Raw genomic sequence first — 22,500 nt, 5'->3', positions numbered from 1 at the left:
TATGGACGTTACAGGTCTTATTACTCAAACAGAGCAAAAACTAAAAAAACAACTTTTTATTGGTATTTGTCTTTCTAGCCTAATCAGTGGCGCTTTGGGTTATTCACTTGGACAACATAATACAGTTGTACCGGTCACTCAGCTAACAAATACAGACACCACTAAAAATGACAAGTCGACTATGGAAGACAATCCATTTACAGTCTCTCCTGCCCAAGAAAATCAAGAATTAGCAGCTGAAGAAACCTCAGAGCAAAATAAGTCTGGTGAAAACAGCGAAATCGTTAAAACACGTCCCGAACAAGCAATTATTGATTTGTTTGCCAAACTAGAATCACTAGCTGAACATCCAACTCCTTTTGCTGAAGGGTTACAGCAACAATTAGAAGCAAAATTGTTACAAGAAATACAGCAAAATCCAGCAGCATTAAAGTGGGCTATTGCCAAGTTCCGCTCTAACTTAAGCTCGATCCCTGGGCAGATGCTGGGCGTATTATTAGGCACCATCCAGGACCCGGAAGTTGAAGAGCTTTCTTTAGAGCTGACTGGAAGCACTGTTAAATCAGAAAAAGTTGCTGGGTTAGAATTAATGAGCCGCCTTGGTATTTTCCAGCAAAAACAGCGAGACAAAATTCTTAATGTAATTAATAGTGAAACTGACCCTGAAGTATTGGGTGCTGCTATTTTTGCTATGCAGAAACACCCTACCAGCCCTGATGATTCCCGCTTAATAATGGATAGTTTCCAATCATTGAGCCAACATCCAAACCCAGAGTTAAGAAGGCGCTCTTTAATCGCAATTGCCGACTGGGCATCTGACATTGACCAGCTTCAACCCGTAGTAACTGCCTTAAATGATAGCTCTGTAGATGTTCGCGCTGGTGCCGCATTCGCCTTGGCACGTTCTCGCTTTGTTAATGACTCGGCCACCAGTGCACTAGTCAGTACTCTGCAAGACACAGAGGAAGACTGGGCTGTACGCGAGCTTGCCTGGCAAGCACTTGCTGACATACCTATGAATAAAGAGCAATATCAGGCTTTTAAAGAGTTTGATGATCAACGCGCGGTGATGTTTGAAGCCAGTGACTACAATCCCGGCGGGGATGACATCATGGCGCCTTAACCTGGATAGTAGTGATTAAAGAAAGGCAAAATAAAAGGGGCAAAATCAAATTTGCCCCTTTTTTTGTTAAACGACTATTAAAGAGCTTGTTTATTATGCACCACATTAAAAATATCAGAAAAGTTCTGTGCTTTTTCTGGAATATTTAAAGCAGTGTCAGTGACTCTTGATAGATAAGCTGCAGATACCACACCAATCATTGCATCGCCCGCCACCACTAGAAGATGTTGGGCCCCTTGTTGCTGAAGGGTTTTTACTAGATTACCAACTTTAGCATGACAAATATCAGAATACTTTAAAATTCCCAATTGCTCAATTGGTACCATGATATCTTTGACAGTTAATTCTTGCCGCTGCTTATTCATTTTATTAGCAATAGCCAAGACTTTACGTCCTTCTAAGTCTGCAGTAGTAATAATGCCAAGAATATCATCATTTTTACTTACAACAAATTTAAGACAGTCATGACTATTATGCATAATCAATAACGCAGTATTAATATTTGTGTCTGTTTCCATAACATGGGCTTCAAGCTGAATAAATCGCAATAAGGCTTCTTCAGCAGGGCTTTCAAACCGAAGCCGTTTAGTCATTACTGAGGCTTTGTTTACTTGAAAATCATTTTGTTTAACAACAGGAAGTTCATTGAAGCTAGTCATTTTAATACCCTCAATTATAATTTTATCTGCTAATTCTAAGTTATTTATGCAAATAATTTTTATACTGGAGGGGCTCTAGCTTCTAAAAAGCATTTGAACTGCTCAAAAGGATATACAACTTTTCCAAAAAGGAAATATTGATTGATGGTGCGGGTAATTAAGGGTTGATGTTGGGATGCAACTATATCTAAATCAGAGGTACAGCTGTCTTCAGCAGCACACAACTCAATATTACTATCATTCTTTACATCAACCACTGCCAGCTTATAATTGGAAGCCACGCCAGCAGTAATAAACCCAATAAGTAAAATGGTTAAAAGGTTTTGTATATTACTGTTGCATCTAAAACTGTTCATGACTTACCCCAAAGCCGTGGGTAAAGATTATGTATTACTTTTAATTCATTTATAGGCTTCAATAGCATTAACCTCAATCAGTAGTAATACTTAACCCAAGAGTAAATAAACCTAACTAATATATAGCAATGCTTATTATGCAACCAAAGCTAACCAGATAACCTAATCACTGGTAGCTATTAGGTCGATCTATTACAATTCTCTTGATACTAACTGATTGCGATGCCAAAAAATGACTCAGCCCTTGCCACTACTGCCTTTAGTTATAGATCCAAAATCTCTTCAACAGTTTCAAACTCACCCCGACATACTGTTAGTTGACCTTTCCCGACAGGAAACTTACCTAGAGCAGCATTTGCTGGGCGCACATCATATTGCGCCGCAACAGCTGATGTTAGGCCAGCCGCCAGCACCTGGCAAACTACCCTCAAAAACGCAACTAGAACAATTACTCAGCAGCATTGGTTTTACTGGCAAACAGCACGTAGTTGTATATGATGATGAAGGTGGTGGCTGGGCAGGTCGCTTTATCTGGACTCTGGATGTTATTGGCCATAAACAGTATTCTTACTTAAATGGCGGCTTACATGCCTGGTTGGGAAATGATTTACCAGTGACTGCTGAAATTCCCCCTCAGCCGCAACCCACTCAAGTTGCTATTACAATTGACACCACCCCTATAGCGGACGTTGACTATATAAAAAGCCAACTAAATTCTCCTGATTTTGTAGTGTGGGATGCCCGCTCACCAGCCGAATATCAAGGGATCAAAGTGCTCGCTCAACGTGGTGGACACATACCAGGTGCCATTAACTTTGAATGGACTCGCGGTATGGATCAGCAAAACAATCTAAAAATACGTGATGATATCCAGGAACAACTTGAAAACTGCGGTATTACTGCAGACAAAACTATCGTCACTCATTGCCAAAGCCATCACCGTTCAGGCTTCACCTATTTAGTGGCAAAATCCTTAGGGTTTAAAAATATTAAGGCCTATGATGGCTCTTGGTCAGAGTGGGGAAATCTACCCGATACCCCTATTGAAAAGTAACCTATGCAGTCTTTTTTGTTTTCGTAGTATTGGTTTTATAAGCTTATACAAGAGGTAATGCGTGAAATCTCCGTTGTTTGTTAAATTACAGCATTTAACCCCACACCACTGTTTATCCAGAGCAGCCTATTGGGTGGCAGAATGTCGTTGGAGCTGGTTTAAAAACGCTTTTATAAAATGGTTTATTAAACGCTACCAAGTGGATATGAGCTTAGCTGAAAATGAATATCCAGAATCATTTGAGCATTTTAATGACTTTTTTACTCGTCCATTAAAAGCAGATGCCCGCCCGATTCCAACAGACGACAATATTATTATAAGCCCTGCTGACGGTGCTGTTAGTCAATTAGGCAAAATAGAATATGGCCGGGTATTCCAAGCCAAGGGCCACGACTATAGCCTAACAGAGTTAGTAGGTGGAGATGTTACTCTAGCTCAAGAGTTTAATGACGGATCTTTCGCGACCATTTACTTGTCACCAAAAGACTATCACCGTGTTCATATGCCCTATGGTGGTACACTTCGCTCAATGATTTATGTTCCTGGTCGGTTATTTTCCGTTAATAAAGCTACTACCGAACATGTACCAGGCTTATTTGCTAAAAATGAGCGAGTGGTTTGTATATTTGATACGGATATAGGTCCAATGGCAGTAATAATGGTAGGAGCAATGATTGTTGCTAGCATTGAAACTACCTGGGCAGGATTAGTCACACCACCTAGACGCCAGTTAAAGCAAACTGATTATACCGAAGCAGCAAGACAACCCATCAAATTAGCCAAGGGCGATGAAATGGGTCGCTTTAAATTAGGCTCTACGGCAATTGTTTTATTTGGTAAAGATGCTATTGATTGGGAAGCAAGCTTAAAGGCTGATAGCACCGTATTAATGGGAAGTGCAATCGGGGAAAAAACTACCTAACCTCAAGGGCACCTCTAAAGTTAAGAAAAGGGCTTAAACACCCTTTTCTTTTATCTTTTATGTAACCTTATCTTGTAACCAACTCACTTACAGCACGATAAGCCTGGTCAATAGCTACATCCGTATAGGCATCTGCACCCGAGTCTGCGTTAGCAATAGTAATTGGTCCAAAAGGCTTACTCCCTCTTATATGTGGGCCATTTTCTTCAAAGTCATCCCCTTCATTTAAATCAGAGTAATAATAGGAGTAACCATGCCCCCAGCGGTTAATAGTGATTGCTTCAATATCACGATCCGCATCAAACCCCACAGGACCTAGCATACCATTTAAATGGTCTTTAATTTCTTTTTCAAACTGAGCAAAAGTTATACTCAGTATTTCTCTCCGCCCTGCCTTAAATTGTTCTTTAACAGGCTGACCGACTTTCCCCATTGGCACAGCAATCATGGTTAAACTCATCGGCATATCCGGGTTACTACTATGTTTATATTTCCCAATATCAACTGGGTAATCAACCTGAACAATGGTGTGAAAATTACCTGGGCAGTAAGCAACAGCAAGCCCCTGTTTTTGCACTGCCTGCCAGTTTTTTAATACAACTGTACTGTAAATCAGCGGCATTTTTACTAATTCAGTTAAAGCCTCTTTTTGCGTATCAGGCAACTGGGGTACCAAGTGTGGGATCATCATATTGTAACAAGCCAGCACGCAATGCTTACTTTTTACTGTAAAGGCTTTGTTGTTATTCACATAAGAAACAGTCACCCCACTCGCTTCACGCTTTACATTATAAACCGTGCTATTCAATCGTAACCTGACCAATGAACTTGGTTTATCCAGACGATTATAATAAAACCTGGCAGTAACCAAGTCTTCCATGGTTTTACCATCAGCCACACCAGGTATCAACTGACGCACTAATGCTCTGGCAATCGAGGCATTTCCATCAGGAAAATGATAAATATAATCTTCCTCTTTATCCACACCTAGATCTTCACCTGCCGCTTTCAATATTCCATACATTTGATCAGCATCAATACCAGGACAACCACTATCTACCGCCTCATAAACAGATAAGGTATCAGTCCCCATTGCCCAGTCGTCAGCGATCATATAACGAAGTAAACGCAGCACCAATGGGTCAGTTACCCCGTATTCGTCTTGTACAAACTGATAATAAGACGTGTTATGTAAGTATATTGCCTGCTTTTTGACTGGCATGGATAACATCTTTTTCGGCTTATTTGAAGTCAAATTTAATAGTTGCTGACGCGCCGTTTCAGATAAAGGCATTTGCTTAATGGCTTGTTCAGCATTAATAGCATTATCCTGAATCCCGGCCATAAACTCGGCAAGCTCCTTAAACACAAATGGTACCGTTGTATCCTTGCCATAAACAGCCTTACTAAAATAAGTGATTCCACTCAGCTGATTACGTTTAAAAAAGTCTTTTTTATATGCTTTTTGGAAAAAGGAAGTTTCAATATTCAGCTCTTTGAGCAGTTGCTTAGCCTCTTCACTATAAGAGCCAGGGTTCTCGATGGATTGAGTTCCTCCATAGCCAAGCCGCATTTGCCCATTGATATTAAACTCATTACGTCGTGCATGCCCACCAAAATCATCATGATTATCTAACAATAATATCCGTGCTTTTTTTCCAAACTGTTTTTGATAAAAATAAGCAGCGGATAATCCACTGATACCCGCTCCAACTATAATTAAGTCATACTCTTCTTTTAATTGAGTAGGCTTACCAAAGTCTTTTTTTCCAGCCCACGCAATGGAATGAGCTGCATCATACGAACCTGGTTGACTACCTCGCATACCTGTTTTTAATGGAGGATAATCTTTCAATTCACCAGCAATAGCCGTATTTGTAAAACCAAACTGGGCCAGTGGTGCTGCAGCCGTACTGATCAGCACACCATTAAGAAAATCCCTACGTGTTATAGACATGACGAGACCTCATGACAGTTATAATTTTCAGTAAAAACACAAAGTCAAATTGATTAAATAATATAAAACGTCGGTAAGTCCATTTATAGCCCTGGTAGCCCAGAAATTGGGGCTCGACACTGCTCCGTAGAATGAGCACATTTCACCCGCGTCCAATACCTTATCATTGAGCGTTGTAATCGTAACTCATATTTGGGGATAGAGAACAGTTTAGCTTGTACACTCTCTGTCGGATAAATTGTCTGATCATTAACAACAGCTTTATCAACTAATGATGTCGAAGCAGGTACATTATTAGCGTACCAAACATAGTTAGTGATTTTGGCAATTACCTCAGGCTCCATTAAATAGTTTAAAAAAGCATGGGCAAGTTCAAGGTTAGCTGTATCACTGGGTATAGCGACCGCATCTATCCAACGAGAAGTACCCTCTTCTGGAAGAATATACTGCAATTCAAAGTCTTTTTTAGCTTTTTTGGCTTGGGAAATAGCTTGAAGAATATCACCAGAATAGCCTATAGCAACACAAACCTCGCCCTCTTGTAAACGCTCCATATAACTTTCAGAGTCAAAGTAAGTAATACCTGATGCTAACCCCCTTAAGTATTTCGAGGCATACACAATATCAGAACGCTTCTGGCTATCGCCATGCCGACCAAGATAATTTAAAACCAGAGGAAAAATCTCAATTTCACTATCTAAATAAGAAATACCACAAGAGGCTAGCTTAGTTGCATACTCTGGATTAAAGACCAAATCCCAAGACAGTGGAACTGTATCAACATTAAGGGCTTTCTTTACTTGCTGGATATTAACACCAAGACCAACTGTTCCCCACAGATAAGGGTGCACATAACTATTAGTCGAATCGTATTTTTTCAGATCTAATAGTGCTGTTTTAGAAAGATTTTTAATATTAGGTAGTTGTGTATTATCAAGCTTATATAAAACATTCCGTTCAATCAAAGCTGGTATATAATCAACGGGAGGGAATATTATATCATATAATCCACCAGGATTTTTGACTAAAAATTTTTGCCTAAAGCCATCAATATCATCAAAAGTGTCGTACTCTATATCAACATTGTATCTATCAGCAAAATCATTGAGCACTGACTTATCAATGTAAGCAACCCAATTTAAAATTCGAAATGTTTTTGCAACTGCTACTTCCGATAAAATCAGAATAATCAAAGCAAGAAAATACTGCATAAAAAATACTACTGATATCAACCATTACAATAATGTTCAACATGCTAACATAAAAGAAAACAGGGCGCACTCATCCTCATACCCAACCACTATTGTTCACATATCATACTATTATTGATCTAGTACACACTACTTATCCAACCTTGTTTTTAGCATAATAAAACCACATAGAAAGACCATTCAGAATTAAATTTAGCTATAAAATTGGTATTAAAATGGAGTAGCTAAAGCATTCTATTTCTTTGAGTAGCTTCCCTTTACAAAAAAATCAATAATTCTTTTTTAATTAGAAAATAATTAAAAATAATCGCTCAAGCGATTAAATAACCCCAACACGGCTGCTAGCTAACTTTACTTTTTAATATAAACGCTCTTTAAAAAACATTATATAGTGCATAACCGACTTTCATAATCCACAAAAAAATCACCCACTCAAAAACTTGTATACATTTCTTAATAAAGGAACGCATTTAAATAAACATGGTTTTGTGAACCAATTAACTCTTTGTTTATGCACTTTTTATAGTATAATTTATCCGACAAAGCTTATGTCTTTAACTCAAGCTAGGAAAGCAAACAAAACACTCTGACTTTTCGTGCCAACTGTTTTAGTTACAACAAGACACAGCACAAAAGCAATGAAAACTTTGCAGTCTATGTCGTGTTTTGTAGTAACGGGATAAATTGGGAATATCAACGAAAATGAAACTTTTCGTGAACGTTCCTTAGTTGCTTAATATTATTTTAGGTTAGCAGTATGGGATCTACCGATATTACTCCTGAACAGGTTATTGAAACGGGTGAACAGCTTGAGCATGCAGGCATGCTAGTGACAGGCTTTGCATTACGCAAAAACCTCAAAGCAGGTGATCCAAAAGCCTTGATGGAAATATGGAAACGCCATATAACAGATAGAAAGATAATTGACCCAAATCTAACCAATGAATTTGTAGCAGCTATTTCAACCAGTCTTGAGCAACAGTTGCAGAAGCTAGAAGCTAACTTCCACCGTAGTTATCAAACAATTAGCCAGGACGCAACTTCCGCTATTGAAGAGTTAGAAGTTGAATTAGAATTAGCTAATACTCAAATAGAGCAACTCAAACATCAGTTAAACCAAACAGAACAACAAGCACAAATCAGCTTAGATGAGTTTTCTAGTTTAAGCACCGAAAACACCGCACTGATTGAGAGACAGCAGCAGCTCAACCAACAACTGTCCCTTACTGAACAACAAACGAACAACTTAAGGTCTGAGCTTAAACAGGCAAATAGCTTTATAGACCACTTAAAATCTGACAAAACAATGCTGTGCCAGCAATCTCAGCAGGCAGATAAAGAATTAAATGAACTGTATAGCCAACTACATCAAGAGCAACAGAAATCCATTACTTTAGAGCATTCTAAAGTGTCACTGCAAAAACAGTTAAATGATCTAAAACAACAGCTTGAAAGCACCCAGCAACAAACAGAAGCAAACAGCCAATCCACAGGCCAATACCAAGATAAAATTCAACAGTTACAAGTTGAGTGTGCTGAATTAAAAGCACATAACACAGAACTAAAAAGCCAACTATCCACCTCCCTTGCCCAGCAAGACAAACTGTTATCCCATAACCAGGAACTTGAAAAACAAGTGATTGCACTGGTCAATAAATATCGAATTTTATTAAAACAATAAATAACAGCCTCTTGAAAGTGGAACGTTACCAAAAGCTGGATGAGTTTTTTAATAGAGGCCTTAATGTTAAGGCTTCTTTACTTTTTTAGTAGCTATTTCGACCTTACTTCGTATGCCATCAATTGCTTTCAGTCAGTGCCGCCTGAACTTCTTTGTCACTTAAAATTTCGGCCAACTGATCACGATATGCTTGCAATACTTTATTTTGTGGTGAATCTCCTGCTTCCTCTTCTATAACATCACGTCCAGCAAAGTTTTTTTCCAAAGTTTTGCCTTGCTCATATTGATAAACATAGACATTAGAGTCTGTATCAAAATTAAATGAGGATACCCAATTTAGGTTAATACTGAAATACCATTCATTTAATAGCAACACAAATAATTTATTGGCTTGATCTTTTGAAAGTAAACTCTTTGCTTCAGCAGCGCTAGGCACACTATTAAGCGCTATTGCTTGTGAAGCCCAACCTTTATTATTTAATCCAGTAACTACACGATGAGCTAAAAACTCAGATAAATTACGTTCTTTATCTTCTTTTTCTGTAGCCAACACCTGCTTTACATGCCAGTCAACAGGAATACCAAAGGATGCATGAGCTAACCCCACAAAATCTTTTGGCTTTCCTTTTTTTACTCGTTTTCTTTCATCTACTACAGCAATAAGTACTTTATCTTTGGTTACATACTCAACTGAAGGGGCCTGTTCATTAAGGGGAATTGGAGTTACACAGCCAGACAAAATTGATAATGCTAAAGCAACAAAAGCCAACCTATACATCAATATACCTCGTTGGATAAATAAAAAGCGGCACGAAATGCAATATAAGCTCAACAGGCAAACACAGCATTTTACGAGGCGCGGATGTTAATACATATTAAATACCAACTCTACCCCTTGTTCTTACTTAGTTCTGAACAATTAACGTACAACCAACATAGGTTATCGCTAATATTTCTTACCCGCCTGAGGATGCTCTATATTATCAAGGTTGACCAAATCCCATGGCTGACCTGCATTACGATAGATGCGTTTATTTTGATTAGGGTAATCAGCCACATCATGATTTAAACGCTGCCCAGCAACAATGCATTTAAGCAAGAGACTACCTGTGTTTTTCAAGGTATGAGCGAGGCCATCAGCTCTATAGCCTATAAAATCCCCTGCACTGACTTTAGTAGATTCACTCCCAATAACGGCTAATGCCTCTCCTTCGAGAATATACACACATTCTTCTTCAAACTTATGAGCATGAAGCTCTGTGCTCTCAGCACCAGGAGGCACTTCAATAAGATGAAAACCAAGCCCGGTTAATCCCGTTAAATCTCCTAATGATTTATTAATGCGCTTGGCATTGGTATTTAAGAAATGGGTTTTATTTAACCCTTCCATATTATCAATTTCTGTTTTTTTTATTATATATTTATCCATTTCATTACCTTAATTTAAAATTTTGCAATATAAGCTTCAACTAACTGACGCTTTTTCACCCAATCCTTCCCTCAAAAAATACCCTACTCATCAGTTAGCTTCTATAAGCACTCACCTAGCTTGATAGTACAACAAAACATCAAAACAAGACTCACATACCAACTACAGTTAACTTTTCTAAAAAAAACTAATTAATTGCACAAGTTTAATTAAGTACGTCGGGTTACTATTTGCAAACACCAAAGATAACTAGAACGGGAACTATGACGTATACGACAAGCGTAGGTGGCCTATCCACACACCTGATCAACAATCAACCACCATCAGTTTTGAAAGCTACTGACGGCAATCGAACGCTATCTCCATTGGGCTGTTCTATATCGCTGCTTGATGCGGGTAATAATACCTTTCGCAAATCTGTTTTTAGACTAAACCTCCACAAACAAAGCCCCGAACTTAAAAGTCTAAAAAAAGAAATAAAACTTACTCAAACAAGCCAAAACCCCAAACAATTGCAACAACTTGAACAAGCGCTTGAGCTTTGGATAAAAAAACAGCCCAAAGAAGTAAAACAAAGAGGCAAATTAATTCCACAACTAAAAACTGCTATTAAAGAGCAAAAACAATTATCAGACCCAAACTATCAAGCTTTTGAGAAAAAAAGAAGAGATGAAATACAAACAGAACTAACCAGCTTAGTGCAAAAAAAACAGTTTAATAAGCAACTTGAAGAAATAACAAAAGAGCTTCTTGAGTTACAGCTAGGACTTAAATTTAATAACCGACCAAGATGTAATGCAGACATTCGTGAAGCTATCGTTAATGCTTTCTCACCCCAAGCAGAAAGTTATATTCTACATAGGTACCCAGAATTTAAAGATGATGGTCCTATTAACATTGGTAAACTAATGGACTCCATTGATTCACTGGGCACTTTGGTTAACCCCGGTGTGGTTACAGCACAAAAAAGCAATGCAAAACAGATAACCCCTTTCCAGCAAAACCTGTTTCTTGGTAACAGAACGTTTGGCAAAGTGGGTATTTGTGCCGCCCTTTCAGCAAAATGGCTGACTACTCAACATGCCAACATCAATTTCTATGAAGATATCGGCTTTAATGATGGCATCAAGGCTGATGGTCACACCGACGGCCACGAGGAAGTAATGAATTTAGCCATTCGTTACTATGGCGGGCACTCTGGAAATAAAAACACCGATGCACATTGGTCTGCTGATGTACCTCATGGTTTTTATGCGTTAATGGATTATTTTAAAAATTATCAATTATCGATGGATATTCAAAAATCAGATACCACCAAGGGAGCTGATTTAAGTGCTATTAGTAAGCCTGGATTATATTATCTTGGTATTCACAGTGGTAAAGGTGGCGGACATGGCCTGGCCGTTAAAGTGTCAGCCACTGCTCAAAATAAAACAACAGGATACACACTGTTTGATCCAAACTATGGGGAATTCCATTTTAACAATGAGCAACATTTTAAACAGTTTACTTACTCGCTTATTAACCAACTATACCCTGAGCTAAAACATAGCACGTTAGTCGTTGGCCTAAAATAACAAGCCATAGAAGCGCTTACTTATAAAAAAGCGAGTGGATAACAGCTTCACTCGCTTTAAGTAGCACATCAAGATCGCTCAAAATCAAACGCAATAACATCAGCAATTTCTTGGGTGCCTGCCAATAGCATTAATAACCGATCAACACCAATCGCCACACCTGCACAATCAGGTAGTCCTTCAGCTAATGCAGTTAATAAATGCTCATCATGTGGGTTTTGCGGATAACCTAATTCTTTACGCTTATTTTGATCGTGCTTAAATCGCTTGGCCTGTTCAATACCATCAACTAATTCATGATAACCATTAGCCAGTTCAACTCCGTTAATAAATAGCTCAAAGCGACTAGCCACTTGCTGGTTATCAACATCAGTATCTACTCTCGCTAATGCAGCCATAGAGGCTGGAAAGTCATATACATAGACACCTGCCAGCTTATTTTCTGCTGCCCAGCCCAAACTAGGCTCAATATAGTGGGTAAATAATAAATCCAATAACGAGTTTCTTTCTAGGCCAACTAAATGATCATCAATTTTTTCATGGACAATTTTTTCTAATTTTTGTGTTGCTGTCCGATGGGGATTAATCCCTAAATGTTCTTCAAATACTTGCTGGTAAGACACTCTTCTTAGTTCGGTAAAATCAACAATTGATGACAACAGTTTGGTCATATCATCCATTAACTGGTGGTGATCTAAACCAATTCGATACCACTCCAGCATAGTAAACTCTGGGTTATGCTTACCACCAGCCTCACCATTTCGAAATACATGACAAATTTGATATATATCTTCATGAAACGCAGCCAGCACTCGCTTCATATGAAACTCAGGCGATGTATGCAAGTAAAGCGTTTTTCCATCAGGCTCACCAATAGGCTTAAAATGCGTAACAAAGCTATCTAAGTGAATATCCGTGACCGATGCCTGTGACAATATTGGTGTTTCCACCTCTATGACTTTCTCATTAGCAAAGTAATCTCTAACCCCCTTGAGGATATCTGCTCTTAATTTGATATTGGCTAATGGGGCAGAAGGTTGCCAAAATTGTTGGGTCATGGGATTTCTCTGTGGAGATGGGGCGCTACAAAGTTTGGCAGCAAGCACCCATCCTTGGGTTACGTATTAAAATGAGAAGCTACTTAGTGGCACGGCTAACGTATTCGCCAGTACGTGTATCGATTTTCAGTACATCACCTTCATTCACAAACAAAGGTACTTTTACAACCGCACCCGTGCTCAATGTTGCAGGCTTAGTTCCACCCTGAGCTGTATCACCTTTTAAACCTGGGTCAGTTTGGGCAACTTCTAAAATAACAAAGTTCGGGGGCGTAACAGAAATAGGGCTGCCGTTGTACAATGTAATGGTGTACACGTCTTGCTCTTTTAGCCAATTAACCGTATCACCTACCGCTTTAGTATCAGCAGCGTACTGCTCATAAGAGCCATCAGTCATCATGAAGTGATAAAATTCGCCATCAGAGTACAGGTACTCCATATCCACATCAATAACGTCAGCCCCTTCCAGACTTTCTCCAGATTTGAAGGTTCTTTCCCATACCCGACCAGTGTTTAGGTTACGCAACTTAACTCGGTTAAAAGCTTGGCCTTTGCCAGGCTTAACAAATTCGTTCTCTAATATCGAGCAAGGCTCTCCGTCCAGTAATACTTTGAGACCTGAACGAAATTCATTGGTAGAATAGCTTGCCATTTTTCCTCACCACAAGTTTTAGTAAGCACCTATGATAACTCGAACCGCTGCCAGTGTAGATACCCATTTTACAAGTAGTCGCTGGCAACAGATTTTGTCCAGTGTTGTCACTAATGCCGATGAATTATTTAATTTATTACGCTTAAACCCAGCTGAAGCGCCGCCACATATTGAAGCAACTCAACAGTTCCCCTTACGAGTACCTTTGCCCTTTATTAATAGAATAGAGCCTGGCAACTGGGATGACCCATTACTACTACAGGTGTTGCCCACTGCACAAGAGCTTGCCCCCCAGCCTGGCTTTACTACCGATCCATTAGGCGAACAAGATAAAAATGTGGCTAAAGGAATTATCCACAAATATCAGGGCCGCCTGTTGCTTATTGTTGGCACCAGCTGCGCTGTTAACTGCCGTTACTGTTTTCGACGCCATTTCCCGTATGAGGACAACCGTCCGAATACTCAACAGTGGCAATCTGCGCTGGAGTATATCACTAACGATAATAGTATCAGCGAAGTAATCTTCAGTGGCGGTGATCCACTTGCCGTTAATGATAAACGGCTGGCGTGGTTAGTTGAGTCCATTGCAGATATCCCTCACGTCAAACGGCTACGAATCCACAGCCGATTACCCATTATGATTCCCCAACGGATTACTGATGAAATGATTCGCTGGTTTACAGGTACCCGACTTCAGCCTGTGATGGTGATTCACTGCAATCACCCAAACGAAATCGATCAAGATGTTAGAGCAGCTTTACAAAAATTAAAGCAGCATAATGTCACTCTGCTTAATCAAGCGGTTTTACTCAAAGGTATTAATGACCAGCTGGAAACTCAAATACAACTCAGTGAAACCTTATTCCAGCAAGGTGTGCTTCCCTACTATCTGTTTCTCTTAGATCGGGTATCAGGTGCAGCCCACTTTGAGTTGTCAGAGCTTACAGCTAAGCAGCTAGTGGGTAATATGCTTAAACAATGCCCAGGTTATCTAGTGCCCAAGCTTGCTAGAGAACAGGCAGGCGCACCAACTAAACTGCCTATTTTACCCGCCTTATAATCTCAACAGTCACACCTTTATTCAATATCGCACTCTATTTGTAAATATTTACTTATTTGTAGGGTGCAGATACAACCTGCTGTTTGTCATAAAAATTCAACACTAAGTAAACGCTCACGACAGAGCACTTTAACTATTAGCCTTTAACTGCCAATTATGATTATTAGCTAATCATTGTCGATAATTTAATCTTAATTTTATTCAGGGCTCCCAGCGAATGTGGTCTATATAAATAGTAATAACAACGACAAATATAATACCGGCTGCTTTGCGTCCATGAATGGAATCACCTCTCCAGCACTAAAAGTGCCTAAACAAGTACGCACCATGCTGTCTTTCGCACCCATTAATGTGCGAAAAATAGAGGCTTGGCTTAATGACCTACCAAGGGCCAACCTAGGGATGATGTCCAAACAACTTTATCATGCAGCGGTAGAGTTAAACCAATTGAAAGTAGCCCCAGAAACCCGGCAAGAGATGATGGAGAGTATTCGCCCTTCCATCTACTATGTTTGTCACCAACTCAGCCAACATTTTTTAGGTCAGGTTATTGTTCTCAGCCCCCAACAACGTAAAGTCGCAAACTTAGCACTTACCTTATTGTATCACTTAGGTACCGGTTACAAACATGTTGTACTTAATTTGTATACCAGCAGCAAACCACAAGAACAGTCTTTATTAGCTAATGCCATTCATCGTGCTATCTCCGACATAAGCCACAACTTATTACAGGCGCTGCAACTGTTTGCACCAATTCCTCAGAGCATTTGGCTAGAGCTGAACCAACTCTATTTGCTGGCTGAGCAGAAGAAAATACTTAACCATCAACTGGATGATCCACAAAATACTTATCAACACGCAATTTCTATTGCAGATTGTTACAAACGGGTCATCATGCTTAGTTGCAGCAGACCAAATCAAGTGCGTCAGCAAAGCCTGCACCAAATATTTCATAGTTTAGAATTATGGGGAAATATTATTGAAATAGCGCCAGCCAGCAGCCACCATGGTGAGTTTATCATTGCCCTTGACCATGATATTGGCCCCAAACATACGGCACTTGCTAATGAGTCAAACAATGATAACCAACGGGTAATTAACCCAGCTGAATTACGCAATAAATTGAAAGAATTTGTTAATACTCCCGCAGGGCAGCGGGAAACCCTATCCCTGACGGTGCCAGAAGGGCTCACTGATGACTTAATTAACCACTTAGTAAAAGCCTGGGGGCCTTTACAAAACCGGGCATTTAAGCGCGCTAGTAGCTCTGGTAAGCTAACCATAACTGTTGGCTTAAGTGCCACACACTACTACTATACTGGCGAGCATGAATTTAAAGAGTGGCTTCATGGCCCAGATATTCCAGCTCCTCAACAGCCTGATAACAAAACAGCTGATACCTGGTCTTCTAGCTTTGGGGCAGCAGCCAATCCTCAACGAATAGCAGGTAACCAAAACACGACAGCCAGCCAACAAGCTGACAGCCAAGCTAAGAAGCCTTACCCGGTATTTACTACTCACTTAATTAATAGCAGCCCCGGTGGTTATTGTGTGAACTGGCAGGGCAATTTGCCTAACCAATTACAAACAGGTGAGCTAGTCGGTTTGCATGAAAACAATAGCGATAACTGGAGTTTAGCTGTTATCCGCTGGATAAAATTGCATTCTGATCAACAAGCACAGTTAGGCATCGAATTGCTAACGCCTAATGCTAAGCCCTGTGCAATTGCCTTGCTAAAAAAAACCGATGATGACAGCCAGTTTATGCGAGCATTTTTTATTCCTCCGATTAAGGCTCTGTCTCAACCAGCTAGCTTGATTACGCCTAAAGTACCTTTTCAGGTTGGTCATAAAGTCAAACTCAGCGAAGGTGGAGAAATCTACAAAGGTCAGCTCGTTCAGCAAATTACCAGTACTGGGAGTTTTTCAATGTTTGAATTTCACGGGCAAGACACACCGAAAGAAGGCCAAAAACAAACCAGTAGCAAAGACGACAGTAGTGATGAAGATTTTAGTAGCTTATGGGAAATGCTATAAGTGGCCATATAAAATTGGGGACTGTTATCTGCCAACCGCTGCCAAGTGACCTATCCTATAGTGATGCTTGGATAAAAAAACATAACATTAAGTCATTTAACATTTAATCTGTGATGAGTATTATGTTAATTTCACTAAGTTGTCACAAACAAATTTTACCTCACACAGATATAAGATTGACGAAGTCAGTTAAACCATTAATGACGTATAACCCGGCAGGTTGGCGCTTTATTGCCAAGTACCAGCCTTGAAGTATACCTTTAACTTAAAGCAATTATGCAGAACGACAGTAATACAATTCGCTTATTGATCGTCGAAGCCTCTCAAAATGAGGCCGAGCAGATGGTTAGTCTATTTCGCAATGCTGGTCAGGCCACTCGGGCTCACCGGGTTACTTCTGTTGATGATTTAGAAGAAACAACCCAAGCCCAAACCTGGGATCTGTTACTAGCGTGCCATGCTATGGATGAAATAAATGCTGATACTGCCAATGAAACTATTAGCCGGTTAAATAAAGATATCCCTATTATTTTAATGGCAGACGAGTACAACAGTGAGTCCTATACCAATGCATTAAAAACTGGTTTTAAGGATGTTGTGCTGTATAACGAAGAAGAACGTCTAGTGCTGGTCGCCAATCGGGAACTACAAAATTTACAAGATCGCCGCCAACGCCGTATTGCCGAAGTAAATTTACGAGAAACGGAAAAACGCTGCCAGCTATTACTTAATAGCTCTATGGACGCGATTGCCTACGTCCATGAAGGCATGCATATCTATGCCAACCAATCCTATGTTGATCTATTCGGTTATCCCGATGCAGATGACCTGGCTGGCGTTCCTATTATTGATATGGTTGCCTCAGAAGATTTAGACGCATTTAAACGCTTTCTAAAAAACTATCAGTCGACTGAAAATGCCTCCGATGAAGAGCTGGCATGCCATGGTATCAAAGACAATGGTGAAAAGTTCAAAGCCAAAATGAGCTTCTCACCCGCCTCTTACGATGGTGAACCTTGTACTCAAATTGTTATCCGAGTTGACCAAGGCAATGCTGAGCTTGAAGAAAAACTGAAAGAAATTAGTACCCAAGATTTATTAACAGGTCTATTCAACCAACAGTATTTTTCTGAGCAGTTAGATAAAGCTATTGATAAAGCGGTTGGTGGCAAAGGTAACGGTGCCGTATTTTATATCACACTGGACAGCTTCGATAAAATTAGAACTGAAATGGGGATATCTGATGCCGACTTAGTGTTAGCCGACCTAGGCACACTATTAAAAGAATACATCCCCGCTCCCAGTATTTTAGCCCGCTCTGGTGATGACTTATTTTTGGCCCTAATCCCTACAGATAATCAAACAGAACTATCAGAGCTAGCTGCCAAAGTAAATAAAAGCGTTGAAGAACACCTTTCTGAAGTAGGTGGCAAAACAGCACAAACCGCCTGTAGTATTGGTATTACGATTATCAACGAAACTACCGCTAAAGCGAAAGATATTTTAGCTCGTGCCCAACGAGCACGTGAAAAAGTGTTAGATAAAGGCGGCAACAACTATCACTTCCATACAGCAAAAGACGACTTAGAAGAACAAGCCATTGAAGGCAATGTCGTTGCAATGATTCAAAAAGCATTGCAAGACAACTCTTTCAAATTATTGTTCCAGCCAGTCATTAGTCTTCGAGGCGACAGCGAAGAGCACTATGAGGTACTGCTAAGGTTAATCAACCCCAATGGCGAAGAAGTGCCCCCTAAAGACTTTTTATCTGCAGCAGAAAAGTCACAAATGGCAACTAAAATTGATCGCTGGGTAATTTTGCAATCAGTCAAGCTGTTAGCCTCTCACCGCGCTAAAGGTCATAAAACCAGGCTATTTATCCACTTAAGCGCTTCCTCTATTCAGGATAAAACCCTATTACCCTGGGTGAGCGTGGCACTAAAAGCAGCAAGATTGCCGGGCGACTCAATTATCTTCCAATTAACTGAAGAAGATGCCACGACTTATTTAAAGCAGGCTAAAGAACTAACCAAAGCCATTGACGAGCTTCGCTGCAAAGTATCACTTACCCACTTTGGTTGTGCCATTAACCCATTTACCACCTTAAAACATTTAACCGTTCATTATGTAAAAGTCGATGGTAGCTTCTCTGGTGATATCGGTAACCCAGAAACCCAAGAAAATTTAAAAACCATGATCAGCTCATTACAAGGACAAGGCAAACTCACTATAGTGCCCATGGTAGAAAACGCCACCATGCTAGCAACCTTGTGGCAGGCTGGGGTTAATTATATTCAGGGTTATTATTTACAAGGCCCCACCGCCGAAATGGATTATGATTTTACGAGTGATGATGATGAGTAATCATTTCAGCACACTGTAAAAACCTTACCAAAAGCCCAGTTTATCTGGGCTTTTTTTAGTTTTCATCCTATTCTAATAAGCTATTAAGAAAATAATTTCCCTATATAAAACAATATTCATATAGCAAAAAAATCAAGGGGGTTTTTAACATTTCTTATATTCTAGATTACTCTATTTTATAATACCTACATTTTATCAGTTACATATGACCAACTTATCCTTCACAATCAAACAACTACTAGTCTGTTTAATAGCAACCACAAGCATATGCGTTAATGCACAATGCAAAAAAAATAACTTTATCATTGGCTGGGATCCATATGAGCCTTACGGTGTGGTAAATGAAAACGGTAAGCTAATTGGGCTGGATATTACATTAATCAAGTCTGTTTTTGATATTGCAAAGTGTAACTATGAAATTGTTGTCATGGCATGGAAACGATCATTGAATGAAATTAAACTTGGTAGAATAGATATTCTTCTTACCGCATCAAAAACAAAGGAGCGAGAAAAATTTGTTTACTTTTCTCCTCCTTATAGAAATGAAGAAATGCGAATAATGATTAGAAAAGGAGAAGAAGATAAATGGGAGCTAAATAGTCTTGAAGACATCATCACCAGAAAAATGAAAATTTCAGCCACTCTTGGCTCTTGGTTTGGAGAAGAGTTCGACAAGCTAGTCAAACATAATGAAGAATTTAAATCACTTGTCACAAGAACACGAACAACCGATCAAGGCATAAAAATGGTTGTTACAAATAGAACTGATGGGGTGATTCAGGATGTTATTGCAATTAATGCTAAAGCTATCCAACATGGCATTAGAGATAAATTTTCTGTACATCCCTATATTGTTGAGTCAGGGCCAGTGCATTTTATGTTTAGTAAAAAATCAGTAAACATTGAAGATGTTGAGTTAATCAGCCAATCGCTAGAAAACTTCAAAAAAACCACAAAATATAAAGAGCTATATAAATTTAATTAAAATCATATAGCTATACTTCTATATTTTATCAATTATTACTTCTATTAAATCCCCTGCACTTCTCCATACCAATAGCTCAAACTACTTTATTATTTATATGAGCTATCCAAGTAGTCAATTAAGCACTTCAAAGACTCTAATTTATTTAATAAACATATTATGCGACAATAACGACCTTTGCTGTCACTAATAACACTTTTATGTAGTAATACAATGAAAAATACGATCTCATACTTAGCATTTGTATCCTCACTTGTCGCAGGTTGTACCTATACCAATTATTCATTAGACACAGCTAAACAAGCTAAGGTAGGCTGGCAATATGCTTACTCCTCTCCTACCATCACATATGTTAAACAAGCCAGCTTACAAAATAACAGGCTACTATCATTGTGTTTTGCCGCTAAAGAAAATGACAACCATTCTCAACGAGAGTTTACCTATACAATTGATTTAGCTGAGTCCAATATAGAAAACAATAACAGTGTAAAAAGCGATATATTCACTATTCATGAAATGGACAACCTAAAGTTTTCTGAAGGCTGTAAAAATACAGTCAGTGATGAGAATAAGCTCCCTGTTTTAGAAGCAGAACCTCAAATGCTAAAACTACTTTCCAAGAATATCGATAAAACAACACTTTATCTCATTAAGAAAAAAAATCCTCGGCTTAACTACCTAGCATTAAGTTCCCCCAACCCAGTTATTAATAACTATAAAACTATTTTATTTAAAATCAAAAAACTAAGAAAAATTAACGGTATTTCTATAGACAAAGAAATTTTGTGGTACGCAGCTGTTCCGTTTGCTGCTATTGCTGATACGGCTACGGCACTAGGGTATGTAGTCATGGGTATCTGTTCTAACACAGACTCGACAACGGAAGACGATCCTAGATTTGATCGCCATAATCCTTGCTTAGGTGGTTTTTAGCAATCATCCATTGTGCGCCTTTGAGAGATACTTATTTGAGACGAGTTCAAAGGCACATATAGAGATTCTACTTAAACTAGCTCAACTGCTGTATATCATGCTCAGTTAAGCCTAATAAATACAAAATGGCATCTAACCCTAAATAAGAAATAGCATGTTTAGCTGAGGCTTTAACTAAAGGCTTCGCCTGAAAGGCCACTCCCATGCCTGCAATCCCTAACATAGGTAAATCATTGGCACCATCTCCCACAGCAATGACTTGCTCTAGACCAACACCTTCCTGTTTAGCCAATATTTTTAATAATTCCGCTTTGCGTTGGCCGTCCACTATTGTGCCTTTTACTTCTCCAGTAACTTTACCATCAACAATATCCAGTTGATTAGCATGTACATAATCTATCCCCAAATGCTGTTGTAAGTATTCAGCAAAGTAAGTAAAACCACCGGATAAAATAGCAGTTTTAAAACCCAATCGCTTCAAGGTTCTGATCAATTTTTCAGCACCAGGAGTAATGGGCAATCGCTGTGCTATTTCACTTAGCACTGCCTCATCAAGTCCTTTCAACAACGCCATTCGTCGTCTAAAACTTTCATTAAAATCCAGCTCCCCTTGCATTGCTTGCTCTGTGATTGCAGCAACTTGCTCTCCTATACCCGCTGCCTTTGCCAATTCATCAATCACTTCAGTCTGAATGAGGGTTGAGTCCATATCAAAAGCAATTAAACGGTGACAGCGACGAAAAATCGAGTCTTCTTGAATTGCAAGGTCAACCCCCTGTTCACTACTGATATGCAATAACTGCTGACGAAACTTAACCAAGTCATCAGGCTTACCTCTTAGTCTAAGCTCAAAACAAGTCACTTGATCAGTATTATCACTTTTAACTGGCTGACGCTGTGATAACCGTTTCATATGACTTATTGCCAGACCATGCTGGTTAACTTCTGCTATTACATCAGACAGCGCTTTGGTGTTAATTTCTGGTGCTAAGAGAGTGACCTGATAATGTTCAGGTGTTTTGTCTTGCAGCCAGGCCTGGTACTCCTGTTCACTCAATTCACGATAGCTTATATGTGCTTGCCATACTTCTTCAATAGGCTGCAAGCGCTCAACAAGTTCATCTTCCGTAAAAGCAGGCGGCAATTGTAGTAACAGCGTCAGGGCAACTTGATCTTGAATTTGCATTTGCCCCAGATCCAGCACTTTAATAGCGTCATCAGCCAGCTGTTGAGTTAAGCTAGGCAAAATATCCACCTTGTTTTCGCCTGCTACTGTTAATATCAATAGATTCGCCATGCCAAAGCCTTCAACAAAAGTAAATACTCATCATCCTCAAGAAAATCCATTTTAACTGTTATTTGCTTACTAATCTATTATAACCCATCCTTCACTATCCAAAGCCTAATAATGCATAGACAATACCTCATGTGCCAGCCGAAGA

Annotated in this window: 19 protein-coding genes; 10 read left to right on the top strand and 9 right to left on the bottom strand. The window is 39.3% G+C overall.

Annotation, left to right across the window (positions count from 1 at the left end; translation table 11 throughout):
* The first annotated feature begins 1 nt into the window (after nucleotide 1).
* A complete protein-coding gene (locus G4Y78_RS03625) occupies nucleotides 2-1,123 on the top strand; it encodes a HEAT repeat domain-containing protein (protein WP_163831736.1) in 1,122 nt (373 codons plus the stop codon).
* Nucleotides 1,124-1,200: 77 nt separating this feature from the next.
* On the opposite strand, the gene G4Y78_RS03620 is transcribed toward G4Y78_RS03625, so the two are convergent.
* Both G4Y78_RS03620 and G4Y78_RS03615 read right to left on the bottom strand, forming a co-directional pair.
* Nucleotides 1,201-1,782 carry a CBS domain-containing protein gene (locus tag G4Y78_RS03620; RefSeq protein WP_163831735.1) on the bottom strand — a complete coding sequence of 194 codons (582 nt, stop codon included), beginning with the start codon at nucleotides 1,780-1,782 and terminating at the stop codon, nucleotides 1,201-1,203.
* Nucleotides 1,783-1,841: 59 nt separating this feature from the next.
* Nucleotides 1,842-2,138 (bottom strand): hypothetical protein, encoded by a 297-nt coding sequence (locus G4Y78_RS03615; protein ID WP_163831734.1) that lies wholly within the window; start codon nucleotides 2,136-2,138, stop codon nucleotides 1,842-1,844.
* 232 nt (nucleotides 2,139-2,370) lie between these two features.
* Between G4Y78_RS03615 and G4Y78_RS03610 the strand changes: the two genes are divergently transcribed.
* Both G4Y78_RS03610 and asd read left to right on the top strand, forming a co-directional pair.
* The gene (locus G4Y78_RS03610) at nucleotides 2,371-3,192 is read left to right on the top strand and encodes a rhodanese-like domain-containing protein (RefSeq protein WP_163831733.1); all 822 of its coding nucleotides are present in this window, start codon (nucleotides 2,371-2,373) and stop codon (nucleotides 3,190-3,192) included.
* A 61-nt stretch (nucleotides 3,193-3,253) separates the two neighbouring features.
* Complete coding sequence (gene asd / locus G4Y78_RS03605) at nucleotides 3,254-4,114, top strand: archaetidylserine decarboxylase (protein ID WP_163831732.1); 861 nt, start codon at nucleotides 3,254-3,256, stop codon at nucleotides 4,112-4,114.
* Nucleotides 4,115-4,181: 67 nt separating this feature from the next.
* On the opposite strand, the gene G4Y78_RS03600 is transcribed toward asd, so the two are convergent.
* Both G4Y78_RS03600 and G4Y78_RS03595 read right to left on the bottom strand, forming a co-directional pair.
* Nucleotides 4,182-6,071, bottom strand: a complete 1,890-nt coding sequence (locus tag G4Y78_RS03600; protein WP_163831731.1) for an FAD-dependent oxidoreductase — start codon at nucleotides 6,069-6,071, stop codon at nucleotides 4,182-4,184.
* Between the two features lie 83 nt (nucleotides 6,072-6,154).
* Nucleotides 6,155-7,282 (bottom strand): extracellular solute-binding protein, encoded by a 1,128-nt coding sequence (locus G4Y78_RS03595; protein WP_163831730.1) that lies wholly within the window; start codon nucleotides 7,280-7,282, stop codon nucleotides 6,155-6,157.
* 757 nt (nucleotides 7,283-8,039) lie between these two features.
* On the opposite strand from G4Y78_RS03595, the gene G4Y78_RS03590 reads away from it, so the two are divergent.
* Nucleotides 8,040-8,963, top strand: a complete 924-nt coding sequence (locus G4Y78_RS03590; protein ID WP_163831729.1) for a DNA-binding protein — start codon at nucleotides 8,040-8,042, stop codon at nucleotides 8,961-8,963.
* A 118-nt stretch (nucleotides 8,964-9,081) separates the two neighbouring features.
* Here G4Y78_RS03590 and G4Y78_RS03585 read toward each other — a convergent pair whose 3' ends face one another.
* Nucleotides 9,082-9,741 carry a hypothetical protein gene (locus tag G4Y78_RS03585; RefSeq protein ID WP_163831728.1) on the bottom strand — a complete coding sequence of 220 codons (660 nt, stop codon included), beginning with the start codon at nucleotides 9,739-9,741 and terminating at the stop codon, nucleotides 9,082-9,084.
* A 168-nt stretch (nucleotides 9,742-9,909) separates the two neighbouring features.
* Nucleotides 9,910-10,392 (bottom strand): cupin domain-containing protein, encoded by a 483-nt coding sequence (locus G4Y78_RS03580; protein ID WP_163831727.1) that lies wholly within the window; start codon nucleotides 10,390-10,392, stop codon nucleotides 9,910-9,912.
* A gap of 263 nt (nucleotides 10,393-10,655) precedes the next feature.
* Between G4Y78_RS03580 and G4Y78_RS03575 the strand changes: the two genes are divergently transcribed.
* The gene (locus tag G4Y78_RS03575; protein ID WP_163831726.1) at nucleotides 10,656-11,969 is read left to right on the top strand and encodes a YopT-type cysteine protease domain-containing protein; all 1,314 of its coding nucleotides are present in this window, start codon (nucleotides 10,656-10,658) and stop codon (nucleotides 11,967-11,969) included.
* Nucleotides 11,970-12,037: 68 nt separating this feature from the next.
* Here the strand turns inward: G4Y78_RS03575 and epmA are convergent, their stop codons facing one another.
* Complete coding sequence (epmA, locus tag G4Y78_RS03570) at nucleotides 12,038-13,027, bottom strand: elongation factor P--(R)-beta-lysine ligase (RefSeq protein WP_163831725.1); 990 nt, start codon at nucleotides 13,025-13,027, stop codon at nucleotides 12,038-12,040.
* Between the two features lie 79 nt (nucleotides 13,028-13,106).
* Nucleotides 13,107-13,679 (bottom strand): elongation factor P, encoded by a 573-nt coding sequence (gene efp / locus G4Y78_RS03565; protein ID WP_163831724.1) that lies wholly within the window; start codon nucleotides 13,677-13,679, stop codon nucleotides 13,107-13,109.
* Between the two features lie 31 nt (nucleotides 13,680-13,710).
* On the opposite strand from efp, the gene epmB reads away from it, so the two are divergent.
* The 5 genes from epmB (at nucleotide 13,711) to G4Y78_RS03540 (ending at nucleotide 21,058) form a co-directional block, all read left to right on the top strand.
* Complete coding sequence (gene epmB, locus G4Y78_RS03560) at nucleotides 13,711-14,739, top strand: EF-P beta-lysylation protein EpmB (RefSeq protein WP_163831723.1); 1,029 nt, start codon at nucleotides 13,711-13,713, stop codon at nucleotides 14,737-14,739.
* Between the two features lie 276 nt (nucleotides 14,740-15,015).
* Nucleotides 15,016-16,776, top strand: a complete 1,761-nt coding sequence (locus tag G4Y78_RS03555) for a hypothetical protein (RefSeq protein WP_163831722.1) — start codon at nucleotides 15,016-15,018, stop codon at nucleotides 16,774-16,776.
* A gap of 276 nt (nucleotides 16,777-17,052) precedes the next feature.
* Nucleotides 17,053-19,140: an EAL domain-containing response regulator gene (locus tag G4Y78_RS03550; protein ID WP_163831720.1), complete on the top strand. Its 2,088-nt coding sequence runs from the start codon at nucleotides 17,053-17,055 to the stop codon at nucleotides 19,138-19,140.
* 205 nt (nucleotides 19,141-19,345) lie between these two features.
* The gene (locus G4Y78_RS03545; protein ID WP_163831718.1) at nucleotides 19,346-20,125 is read left to right on the top strand and encodes a substrate-binding periplasmic protein; all 780 of its coding nucleotides are present in this window, start codon (nucleotides 19,346-19,348) and stop codon (nucleotides 20,123-20,125) included.
* A 213-nt stretch (nucleotides 20,126-20,338) separates the two neighbouring features.
* Complete coding sequence (locus G4Y78_RS03540; protein ID WP_163831715.1) at nucleotides 20,339-21,058, top strand: hypothetical protein; 720 nt, start codon at nucleotides 20,339-20,341, stop codon at nucleotides 21,056-21,058.
* Nucleotides 21,059-21,134: 76 nt separating this feature from the next.
* Here the strand turns inward: G4Y78_RS03540 and serB are convergent, their stop codons facing one another.
* Nucleotides 21,135-22,355 (bottom strand): phosphoserine phosphatase SerB, encoded by a 1,221-nt coding sequence (serB, locus tag G4Y78_RS03535; RefSeq protein WP_163831713.1) that lies wholly within the window; start codon nucleotides 22,353-22,355, stop codon nucleotides 21,135-21,137.
* Nucleotides 22,356-22,500 lie beyond the last annotated feature (145 nt).

It is taken from the genome of Spartinivicinus ruber, from assembly GCF_011009015.1.
Lineage (GTDB): Bacteria > Pseudomonadota > Gammaproteobacteria > Pseudomonadales > Zooshikellaceae > Spartinivicinus > Spartinivicinus ruber.
This window is presented reverse-complemented; position numbering and strand designations above follow the sequence as displayed.